The organism is Paraburkholderia sp. BGA-UO-ETr-F21, from assembly GCF_059567925.1.
The window spans coordinates 72,857-84,264 of record NZ_JCAQOY010000007.1 but is presented as its reverse complement, the minus strand read 5'-3'; the positions used below and the strand labels follow the sequence as shown (position 1 = coordinate 84,264).

The window sequence follows — 11,408 nt, the reverse complement described above, 5'->3', positions numbered from 1 at the left end:
TATTAGTCCTTCAGGCGGCGCGCGGCGATCGAGCGCAGCGTCCGGTAGAACAGGCCCGCGATGATCAGCGCGGCGAGCACGCCGCCCAGCATCAACAGCAACGGATGCGACGACAGCGCCCAGCGCAGATACTCCTGCGGCGACAGGTGGCCGACGTAATACGCTTCGCCGTTCGAGGTGATGGTGACGGTGCGGCCGTGGATCACGGCCATCGCGCCTTGAATCTGCGGCAGCACGTCGGCGTCGAGCAGCGCCGCGGACAGGTCCGCGTCCGACTGCCCGGCCGCGCTCACCAGTGCGACGGCGCTGCGGTTCTTCTGCAGCGGCGATTCGAAACCGGTCAGCAGCGCGTCGCCGTTCGAACTCACCAGCGTCAGATCGGCGCGCGCGGGTGTGCGCTCGACGCCGCGTTCGCCATGCCACCAGTCCTCGAGTTTGAAGGCGATGTCGGAGAGCTGGAAGGTGCGCGAGTCGCCGTCGCTGGAGAACGGCATCGACTTCGCCCAGCGCTGCAACAGCGGTTGCTTGCCCGGCGCGCCGAAAATCAGCAGGTCCTTGTTGGCGAACTTGTCGGCGTCGTCGGCGGTGCCGACCGTCACGCCGTTCACCGGATAGCCGGTGGAGGTGCCCATCCGGCCCATGGTCAGCAGGTACAGGCTGTAGTCGCTCGAATCGGCGTCGTTCGGCAGGATCACGGCGGTCTCGGAGAGGTCCGCCATGCGCGTGAAAGGGAAACCGCTATTGGCGAACGCGGCCAGATCGGGCAGCGCCATGTAGTGCGGGAACGACGAGAGGTCGATCGTCGAGTTCGGGTCGATCGCGCCGACCACGTTGTCGAGCAGACGCCCATGGCATTCGCCGGTATTCGGAATGTCGTAGTAGAAGTGCAGGCGCACCTGCGCGCGCGGCGTCAGCAGCAGCGGCGGAATATGCACGGTGCGGCGCGCTTCGGCAGTCTTGTCCGGCAACACGCGGCCGAAGTAATGGCTCAGCTCGAACACCGAGGCGGATTCGGCCGGAATCGGCAGCGCCTGCACGAAGCCGTTGTTCACGCTCACGTTCAGCGAAGAACGATCGCGCAGCGGACGTACCGTGTAGCGGTAGCGCAGATCAATCGGCGCGCCCTTGGTGTGCCACATGAACAGATCGGGCGGCACGCGCAGATTCACGTGCACGGCGTCGGCGTCGTAGCCGGACACGGTCAGATCGCGCGGATCGGCAAGTTCGCCGAAATGCACCGGACGGTTGGTGGGCAGCCAGTTCGGCGCGTCGTACGGCGCGCGTGGCGTGAGTTCGTTCAGCTGCGTGATCGTCGCGCTCTGGCCGGTCAAGGTGTTCTGGCCAATGCCGAGCGACTTCGCGGCGGTTTTCAGTTCGGCCTCGGTGCGCCCGAGCACGAGCAGCAGCTTGCCGCGCGCCGGCGCTTCGCGATCGACCACGGCGATGGTCGGGCCGGAAATCGCCGGAATCGTGATGCCGGCCGGACGTTGATCCGAGGTGGCGAACACCACAGCGTTGCCCGACAGCGGCGCGTTGTCCAGTTGCGCCGGAAACACCGCGCCGCGATAGCCGGCGAGCGCGCCGAACCACGACGCCACGATGCCGCCCGCTTCGAGCGTGGCGTTACCCGGCTTTTGCGGGAACACGAACGGCAACTCGAGACGGCGCACGTCGCGGCGGTCGAAGAACGGCTGCGGCAACGCCGCCAGATCCGGCTTGCTGGCGAGCGACGCATACGTCAGATCGAGTGAACTCGCATTGCTGACGGTCGCCCACAGCGAGGAGTTGGCGGGGTCTTCGCAACTCGTCGTGTAATGGCCGATCAACTGCACGTTCAGGTGGTTGAACTCGGTGATGAAGCGCGGATCGATCGAGACATCGCGCGCCACCAGCATACCGGCCTGTTCGTGCGGCACGGGCAGGGTGGCGGCGACTTCGCCGTTCACCAGCACCTTGAGCTGCGAGATATTCGCGAGCAGCGCGGGCGAGTAGCTGTAGACCAGATGCAGGACCGCGCCCGTCACCACTTCGTCGCCGCGCACGGAGAACGCCACGCCGTTCTGGCCGTCGGTGCCGCGCAGTTGCAGCGGGTCGAGCGCGCCGAGGTCGGCGAAGGTCAGCGTTTGACGGCGGCCGCCCGGCACCAGCGTGCCCGGCTCGGCGGTGGTCGGCGTTTTGATGCCCAACGCTTTCACCGACGACGCGGCAAGCGCCGGCGTCGGCGTGGCCAGTTGAGCCTGCGCGATCGTGTTCGGATCGTAGGGCACCGCGGCACTCGGCGCGGGCACGCTACCGACACCGGTCGCGACCGCAGCAGCCGGAGCAGCGGACGTGGCCGGCGCGCCATGCACGGTGCCAGCCGCGCTCTGAATCGCGCCGGCCGAACTGGCGCCCGCAGCCGCCACGACTTCGGCCGCTGACGCGAGCGGCGCGGCGAATGCCGTCTGCAACGCGAGCCAGCATGCGAGGCCGCGCATCAGCCGATGCGAGCCGGGGCGTCCGATGCGGCGCGTCTGCAATCCAGTCCCACTGCGCTCGTGAATCGAGCGTTCGATGTTGCCCTTCGCCATCCTGTTGCGCATAGATCAGTCTTTGGTTTTTAGCTTCTTGACGTCCACTGGACGGCTTTTCATCGAACTGCGGAGGTCGGCATAGAGATGCTCGAACAGACCCGCGATGCCGCGGGCGCCGACCGTCAGCACATGCGACAGGCCGCGCAGGGGCGTGTCCTGCTGCCGTCCTTCCGCCCAGCCGGTCCAGGCGTCGGCACGTGCAAAGGTGGTCTTGACGAACTCGTATTCCTGTTCGCGCGTCATCGCCGAGAAGCGCAGACCCACGCGGCCCGGGGCGGTGAAGCCGACCGTGGCGGGGAATGCATATTCCTCGTCGCCGCGAAACAGCGACACGGTCACGCGCTCGTGCATCGGCACCTGGATCGCGGCGGGCAGCGCCACGCCGACGCCGCCTTCCGAGTAGTCGATGGTTTCGCAGGCAAGCGTGCGGCCGGTCGAGAATTTGAGCATCACGGGCATCTGCATCGCCACGCGGTGCACCGCGCGAATCTGCTTGCGCTCGCTCGCGGCGGCCACGCTCGCGCCGAGAATCAGCATGTTGTAGGTGGTCCAGCCGAGATTGAGGATCGTGGTCTGCACCACGCTGCGAATGTGCCAGTTGTAATAGATATGCACGATGCCCACGCAGAAGCCGATCAGGTTCAGCAACAGCAGGAACAGATACGGGCGCGAGATGGCCCAGTCGAAGTAGTTCTTCTCGATCTGGCCGCCCTTGGCCGTCACGTTGAACTTGCCGAGCTTCGGATTGATCAGCGCAAGCAGGGTCGGCGCGGTGATGTAGGAGGCCAGCACCGATTCGTACACTTCGGCCCAGAACGAATGGCGAAACGAGCGCTGCATGCGCGAGTTGGTGATGCTCGCGTGCATCATGTGCGGCAGCGCGTAGATCGCGATCGTGCCGGCCGCGGCTTCGATCACGTGCGCGTTGAAGAACAGATACGACAGCGGCGCGGTCAGGAACACCAGGCGCGGGATGCCGTAGAAGAAGTGCATCATCGCGTTCAGATAGCATAACCGCTGGCCGAACTTGAGGCCCTTGCCGGTGAGCGGATTGTCGATCCGGAAAATCTGCGTCATGCCGCGGGCCCAGCGAATCCGCTGGCCGATGTGGCCGGAAAGACTTTCCGTGGCGAGCCCCGCGGCTTGCGGAATCGCCAGATACGCGGTGGTGTAGCCGAGGCGGTGCAGCTTGAGGGCGGTGTGCGCGTCTTCGGTCACGGTTTCGACCGCGATGCCGCCGATCTCCTCGACCATGGTCCGACGCAGCAGCGCGCACGAGCCGCAGAAGAACGTGGCGTTCCACAGATCGTTGCCGTCCTGCACGAGGCCATAGAACAGCTCGCCTTCGTTCGGCACCTTGCGGAAGGTGCCGAGATTGCGCTCGAATGGGTCGGCTGAGAAGAAATGGTGCGGCGTTTGCAGCATTGACAGCAGCTTGTCGCGCAGAAACCAGCCGAGGCCGATCTGCAGGAACGAGCGGGTCGGAATGTGATCGCAGTCGAAGATCGCGAGGTATTCGCCGCTGGTGATCTTCAATGCTTCGTTAATGTTGCCGGCCTTGGCGTGGCGATTGTGCGTGCGAATGGTCCAGTTGACGCCGACCTCTTCGCAGAACGCCTTGAACTCGGGGCGGCGGCCGTCGTCGAGCACGTGGATCGAGATCTTCTCGGCCGGATAGTCGAGTGCGAGCGCGGCGTAGATGGTCGGCTTCACCACCGAGAGCGGCTCGTTATAGGTCGGAATGAAGACATCGACGCTCGGCCATTCGGCGCGCGAGGCGGGTAGCGGCATCGGCGTGCGCTTGAGCGGCCAGGCGGTCTGAAAGTAGCCGAGCAGCAGCACGATGGTCGAATAGACTTCAGCCGACACCAGCAGCAGACCCCAGGCGGCGTCGAGCGGATGTTCCCAGTAGGTGGTCGCGGTCAGCCGCCAGTACATATAGCGGCCTGAAGTCACCACCGACAGCATGATCATCACCATCGTCGCGTAGCGGCCTTGCAGACGGCGGAACATGAGGGCGGTGACGAAGCAGCAGGTCGCGAACGTCAACTGTTCGTAGAACGCGAGCGGCACGGTGAACACGAAGTACAGCATCACCAGCGCGAACAGCGTGACGAGTCCCGTGACGATGCGGCTGTTCCAGAAGCGCGCGTCGACGAAACGCTCGAGCCGCGACGGTTCCGCGGGCTCGAGACCCTGCGACGGTGTCGTGCTCATGCGACGTTCCTCGGCGAGACGGCGATCGCGTCGATGGCCGCCATGAGCCACGTGCCGCACGCGCGGAAATCGGCGGCCGCCTGGCTGAGCGGATCGTAGTGAATCAACGTGGTGTCGCACGCGAGCGCTTCGCTCACGCCTTCGTCCAGATGGATCACGCCCGGGAACAGCTTGGCGCCGAGCATCTGGCGCAGCACCTTGAGGACGTCTTTGGTCAGCTGGCGCGACTGGTCGATCTGGTTGATCACGTAGCCGTCGCCGCCGAACTCGGCGCGTGGCGCCGCGTAGGTTGCGATCAGCCGCTCCATCTGCGGAATCGCGGCGTACGAGGCGGCGTCGGCGAGCACCACGTTCAGCGCGAAGGTGGCCGCGCACAAGGCCGTGCGCACATACGCCGACGAACCCGGCGGCGTGTCGATGATCACGATGTCGGACGCTTCGAGGTGCAGGTTCTGCAGCGACTGCGCGAGCCAGCGCGGCTCCTGGTCGATATACGCTTCGAAGCGGCGGCGGTCGTCTTCGAGCACCGCGCCGTAAGGCAGCACGGTCACGCCGTCCACGCCGTCGAACATCACGCTCTGCCACGGGTCGCCCGTCAGCGTGGCGCGCGACAAACCGTCGATGCTGTCGAGCGGCACGCCGAAGTGCAGGCGCAGCGCGTTCTGCGGGTCGAGGTCGAGCGCGATCACACGCCGGCCGCTCGCGGCCAGCACGGAAGCGAGGTTGGCGGCGAGGGTGGTCTTGCCGACCCCGCCTTTGGCGGACACCACCGCGATAACTTTCATGAGCGACGAGGGCCGTTGACCAGCCACGAGTTGGAGGTGCGGGGCGCAGCGGCAGACGTAGCGCTGGAGGGAGCGGCGGCCGTTTGAGCGGGGACCCCGCGCAGACGGTCGAAGATGCCTTGCAGGGGCGCGGACTCGCCGCTGGCCGCGTCGGGTTGCGGCGGCGTGGGTTCGGGTTCCGGCGCGAAAAGCTTGCCGAGGATCGACGCAGCTTGTTGCGTCGGCGCGGCGGGTGCGGTTGCTGCCGGCAGCGTCGATGGTGCTGATGGTGCTAACGGCGCGCTCGTGTAAGCGCGCACCGGTGCCGGAGCGTGTGCCCAACTGGGGGCGACGGACGGAATCGTTTGCGCGATCGGTGTGCGCAAGGCGATGACGGGAGGCACGGAAGCGGGGAGTGCGGAAGCAGGTGCAGCAGAAACCGGAGCCGCAGAAACCGGAGCTACAGAAACCGGAGCCGCGGAAACCGGAGCCACAGAAACCGGAGCCACGAACGCGGCCGGCGATGCTTGCGCAGCCACCGTGCCCACTCGCGCAGCGCCGGCCACCGCCAGCGGCGCCGCATCATCTTTCGACTCGAGTTCGCCAAAGCGTGACGCGCCTCTCTGCGTGCTAGCCGGAGCGGCCACGGCTACCGGCGGAATATCCCGCCGATGCGATCGCGTGAATAACGGCGCTTTGGCGCGCGTCACGGACGCTGCATCTTTTGGCGTGGTGTCCTGACGATCGACAGCCACCGGTGACGCGGCCACCGGTGACTGAGGCTTGGCCTCGCGACGCTGCCCGATTGCGGGAATCGTCGGTTGGGTCAGATCGAGCGTGACTAATAGTGGCCAACGGGTGCGCGCCGAGCGCGCCTCGTTTTCGCGGCCGATTTCCTGGTACGCGTTGGCGTCGCCGCCAAAATGATCGAAAAGTTTCTCGATGTCGCTCGATGAACTCATAGTGCCGCCGTCTTGTTCATGACTAGCCTTGCCCCGATCCCAACTTGTGTTCGCGGCGCTATAACACGGGACTGCCTGTCCCGCCACTTCACGCGCACCGGTCTGGCGCGTTTCTCTACTGCCTGCTGTTGCCTGGTGTTGCTCGGTCTTGCCTGTGCTGCTTCGCCTGTTCGCTACGCGCTCGCAGCAACCACATCGCGGTGCGCCGCCCATCCCATTCAAACAGGATGACGGCCAAGACGAAATTCGATCGCGGTGTCCTCGCTATACCCACTCGTTTGCGCCACCGACAAACCTTGCGCGCCCAACGCACTCAACCAGGTCTGATAGACGCCTTCGAGAAACGCCGGCGTCCATGCGAGCGCATTGCCACCGAACGCCGGCAACGGCGCGCAGTAGTGAACGATGCGCAGCGACTCGGGTTCGTCCGCCAATTCGACGTAGCCCCAGTCCATCTCATGCCAGTACAGGTTCAAGGTGCGCGCGAGTTCGGCGGTCGAGTCGCAGGCGGGCAGCGGATGCGCCGCCGCGAACCGGGTGCCGACGCGATGCATCAGTTGGCGCAGTTCGTCGCGACCGATCTGCGCTTCGAACTCGCTTGCCAACGCGGTGAGCATGCCGCGCCACTGCGGCGAGATTTGGCGTTCCAGCAGGTAATCGAGAATTGGAACCATGTTTTCCGGGAAATGGCCGTTGCTTCGAGCCGCTTGAAATCGGCCGCTCACGGCCGAGCGCAAAGAAAAGTGTTATCGGGAAATCGCGTATTGCATCCGGCCTAGGTTACTTTTCTCGGGCTGTCTAGCCCGTTCACCACACTCCGAAGCAGTCTACTTAAGACATTAAGATTTAACCACTCTCCATTCGTCTGCGTATACGCGGATTCACTTACGATGGATGCAGATCAACGGGTAAAACTTGCTGCTTGAAACGGTGATTTGCCGAGCGGCCAAGGACGCCCGGTAAGAACGCGTCCGTGATGTTTGCATTAACGGCTTGTCTCACCGCTTATTTGAGCTGTTTCGTTTCGTCGTAAATGCAACGTTTCGCGCCTCGTGCGTCTTCGCCGAACTGATCTCACCGGCAATCTTCCCAAATCTTTCCATTTGCTTTCACACTCCAGGTTTTGCCCGCGCCCGTTAAGCTTGCGGACTTGCATCTCGCTGCGTGCGCCAAGGTCGTGAGTGGCACCCCCAGTGGCACCTCGTTACGATGCCGTTCGATTCATTCGTTGCAAATGTTCAATCCACTTAGCATTCTTCTCGTTACCATTCTGTCGGGGGTCATGGCAATCGCCGTGCTCGGATCGTTGTGGCGCGCTGCAATTCCCGGTGTCGGCTACTGGCTGTCGGCCAACGCCGCAGCGATCGTCGCGCTGCTCGCTTTCGCCTTGCAAGGGCATGCGCATGCGTCGCAGTGGCTGACCCTGGTCGCGTCCAACGTCCTGATGGCGGCTTCGCTGCTGCTGGTGCTGGAAGGTTGCCTGCGCTTTTTGGGGCGGCGCACGCGCCCCTGGCCGGCCTACCTCGGCCTCGTCGCGGTGCTGTTCGGCATTTCGTACTGGACCTTCGCCGCGCCGAACTTCAACGCGCGTGTCGCGGTGGTGTCGGCGTATCACGCGAGCCTTTGCGTCGCACTCGCCGTCCTCATGCTGCGTGGGCGTCCTTCGAACCGGCCGCGCTACAGCTATTACTTTGTCGCCGGGGCGGCGCTGCTCCTGGTTGCCGCGCATACCGCGCGCGGGTTCATGTATGGCCTCGGCTGGATGACGCAGGCCAGCCTGCTGCAGGTCTCGCCGTCCAACGTCCTGTTTCTCGCGCTCGGCATTCTGGCGTCGCCGTGCCTTTCGATCGGCGTCGTGATGCTCGCGCACGACCGCCTCGCGGAACGGCTCGAACGGCTCGCCAATATCGATGACCTGACCGGCGCGCTGTCGCGCCGCGCGTTTCTGGCGGCCGGCGACGCGCTGCTGGACGCGTCGCGGCGAAGCCGTTCGCCGTTGGCGATGGCGATCATTGACATCGACTCCTTCAAGGCCGTCAACGACAAACACGGTCACGCGACCGGCGACCAGGTGCTGAGCCACTTCGCCACGTTCATTGCACGCAACCTGCGGACGGGCGACGTGTTCGGCCGGCTGGGCGGCGAGGAATTCGGCGTGCTGTGCCCGGCCACCAGCGCTGCCGAGGCGGTGAGCCTGCTGGACCGGTTGCGGGCCGGCCTCGCCGCCACCGCGCCGCACGAGCGGCCGTGCGGGCTGCGCTACACGTTCAGTGTCGGCGTGGACCGGCTTCGGGGTGACGAGTCGCTCGCCCAGTTGATGGCGCGGGCCGATGGCGCGCTGTACGCCGCCAAGGCGTCGGGCCGCGATCGGGTGATGACCGCGTAGGGCGTAACGGGCCGGGGCCAGGATGAAGAATTTGCGGCGCTTTGTGTGCAAGGCATAAATATTTGTCAGATGTAAGCCGATAACCAATGGCAGAGTGATCGGAACCAGGCTGATGCCCATCAATACGCTTTCCACGTCGACGCACCACCCGTCCGATGCCGGTCTACGCGATCGCTTCCACCGGCGCTCGCTCGAGCACCAGCGTCCGCTTGCCACCGTGATCATGGCGTTTACGGTGGTCGCGTTCCTGTGCTTCATCGGAGCGCGCAATCTGGTCGATGGCCCGGCTGCGCCGCTCGCGTACCGGCTTGCGTGCGCGCTGCTGCTCGCATTTCTCGTGCTGGCGATTCCGCGTGCGAACTCGAGCTGGGTATTCGGCCTGATAGGTGTCGCTTACTCACAGGTATTGGTGGCGGGCCTCGCCATGAACATCGCCGGTGTCGCGCAACCGCTGTTGTGGGCGCTGCCGGCGATGGTCGTGATACCTGTCTGCGCCGCGCCGCTGTGGCTCACGCCCACGCATTACATCGCCGGCACCGCGCTTTTCTATGCGACGGCGGTCACGCTATTGTTCGGCGAGCCGCTTGCGCATGATGTCGGAGTCGTGGTGTGGATGTGGATGGCCGCGCTCGCCGCGCCGGCTTCCGCCGTGTTTCACTTCGGCTTTTACCGGTTTCGCCGCAACCACTTTCTGCTCGAAAGCCAGCTCGCCCAACTCGCGGCGACCGACCCGCTGACCGGCCTGCAAAACCGCCGTGCCTTCGTCACGCAGGCTGAACGGCGTCTCGACACCCTCGCGCCGGGGACGCGGGTCAGCGCGATCTTTCTCGATATCGACAACTTCAAATCCCTGAACGACCGCTTCGGCCATGCGGTCGGCGACCACGCGCTTTATCAGGTTGCCCAGGCGCTGATGGAAGAGGCCTCCGCGGACGACAGCGTGAGCCGGATCGGCGGCGAGGAATTCGCGCTGCTGCTGCGCGACGGGCTGACCGGCGCGCTGCATCTGGCCGAACGGCTGCGTCTGGCGATTGCCGCGCTCGAGCGGCCGGACGGCCGTCTGACCGCGAGCTTCGGCGTAGCCGAGCATCGCGGCGGCGAAACCATCATGATGCTGCTCGATCGCGCCGACGAAGCCCTGCTGCGCGCCAAGCACTCCGGCAGAAACCGCGTGTGCGCCGAGCGCGCGCTGCCGCGCGACGCGCTGCACCGGCTTGGCGAGGACGCAGTGGGCGAGGGTGGGGCGGCGGTCCGGCGGCATCGATGGGAGGATTACTACCTCACCTCGCATTTCCAGCCGCTCTACAGCCTGTCGCATCAGAAGCAGGTGGGCTTCGAGGCCTTGCTGCGCGGCGAGCAGGGCGACGGCACGCTGGTGCCGCCCGCGGTGCTGTTCGCGCCGAGGCCTTCCAGCGACGAAGGCGCGCTCGACCGTGCGAGTCACGCCGTGCATCTGGCCAATGCGCGCGGATCGCTGCCCGACGACGCGTGGCTCTTCCTCAACATTCTGCCGGCCACGTTCATCGCCGAAGGTTATGCGGATCAACTGGCGAAGATCGTGCGGGGCGTGGGGCTCGAACCTGAACGGGTGATTCTGGAGATTCTCGAGTCGCACGGCGGCAGCGTCGACGACATGTCGCGGGCGGCGGCGTTGTACCGCGAATACGGCTTTCTGATCGCCGTCGACGATTTTGGCGCGGGTCAGTCGAATCTCGACCGGTTGTTCAGAATCCGCCCTGACCTGGTCAAGCTCGACGGCGAACTGATTCGCGCGACGAGCCACGGCACCGAGCAGCCGATTCTGCCGAAGCTCGTTTCGCTGCTGCATCAGGCGGGCATGCTGGTGGTTGTCGAAGGCGTGGAGACCACCGAGGAACTGATTCTCGCCGTGGAATCGAATGTGGATTTCGCGCAGGGTTATCTGCTGGGCCGGCCGGCTGCGGAAATTGCGCGGCCGGAGTCGGTGCATCGGCGCATCGACGAGGCTTTCGACGTCATCGCGCATGGCCGCGCGCATCGGCATGCGTTGTTCGAATCCGAAGTGGAGCCTTACCGGGCCGCCTTGCGCGTCGCCGCCGATGCACTGCTGGCCGGCGTGGCCATGGAAGAGGCGTTCGCCTCGCTGGCCAGGTTCGAGCGGTGCATCAGCTGTTTCATTCTCGACGACTCGGGCAGGCAGGTCGGTCTGGAAGTGCCGGGGCCGGCCTCGCGCAGTGACGGCGCCTCGCTGCACCCCGTGGCGAATCCGCGCGATGCACGCTGGGACCATCGCCCGTATTTCCGCAATGCGGTGCTGTTGCCGGGCGTGGCGGTTGCCAGTAATCCTTATCTTTCGCTCGCGAGCGGCAGGCCGTGTATCGCGGTGACGCTGGCGTTGCAGTTCGCTGCCGGGCGCTCCGTGATCGGCGTGGAGCTGGATTGGTCGGCACTGGGGTTGCCGTGGCCTGCGAGGGAGTAGCGCGTATTCTCCCGCCGCGGGCCAGCGCGTTTGCGACCCGCGGACTCG

At 65.4% G+C, this 11,408-nt stretch carries 7 protein-coding genes; 2 read left to right on the top strand and 5 right to left on the bottom strand.

The window, feature by feature from the left end; genetic code table 11:
- Positions 1-2: 2 nt before the first annotated feature.
- From bcsB to bcsD, 5 genes are all read right to left on the bottom strand, one after another.
- Entirely contained in the window at positions 3-2,582 is a 2,580-nt protein-coding gene (gene bcsB / locus AC57B1_RS05290) for a cellulose biosynthesis cyclic di-GMP-binding regulatory protein BcsB (RefSeq protein ID WP_408348297.1), read from the bottom strand.
- A 3-nt stretch (positions 2,583-2,585) separates the two neighbouring features.
- Positions 2,586-4,790 carry a UDP-forming cellulose synthase catalytic subunit gene (gene bcsA / locus AC57B1_RS05285; RefSeq protein WP_496416869.1) on the bottom strand — a complete coding sequence of 735 codons (2,205 nt, stop codon included), beginning with the start codon at positions 4,788-4,790 and terminating at the stop codon, positions 2,586-2,588.
- On the bottom strand, positions 4,787-5,575 hold the full coding sequence (gene bcsQ, locus AC57B1_RS05280) for a cellulose biosynthesis protein BcsQ (protein ID WP_091802461.1): 789 nt from the start codon (positions 5,573-5,575) through the stop codon (positions 4,787-4,789). The genes bcsA and bcsQ overlap by 4 nt, the downstream gene beginning before the upstream one ends.
- The gene (bcsP, locus tag AC57B1_RS05275; protein WP_496416868.1) at positions 5,572-6,516 is read right to left on the bottom strand and encodes a cellulose biosynthesis protein BcsP; all 945 of its coding nucleotides are present in this window, start codon (positions 6,514-6,516) and stop codon (positions 5,572-5,574) included. Before bcsP ends, bcsQ begins: the two co-directional genes overlap by 4 nt.
- Before the next feature lie 218 nt (positions 6,517-6,734).
- A complete protein-coding gene (bcsD, locus tag AC57B1_RS05270; protein WP_091802456.1) occupies positions 6,735-7,190 on the bottom strand; it encodes a cellulose biosynthesis protein BcsD in 456 nt (151 codons plus the stop codon).
- Positions 7,191-7,750: 560 nt separating this feature from the next.
- On the opposite strand from bcsD, the gene AC57B1_RS05265 reads away from it, so the two are divergent.
- Positions 7,751-8,902, top strand: coding sequence for a GGDEF domain-containing protein (locus AC57B1_RS05265; protein ID WP_496416867.1), 1,152 nt, complete (start codon positions 7,751-7,753; stop codon positions 8,900-8,902).
- Between the two features lie 112 nt (positions 8,903-9,014).
- Positions 9,015-11,360 (top strand): EAL domain-containing protein, encoded by a 2,346-nt coding sequence (locus tag AC57B1_RS05260; protein WP_496416866.1) that lies wholly within the window; start codon positions 9,015-9,017, stop codon positions 11,358-11,360.
- The last annotated feature ends 48 nt before the right edge of the window (positions 11,361-11,408 follow it).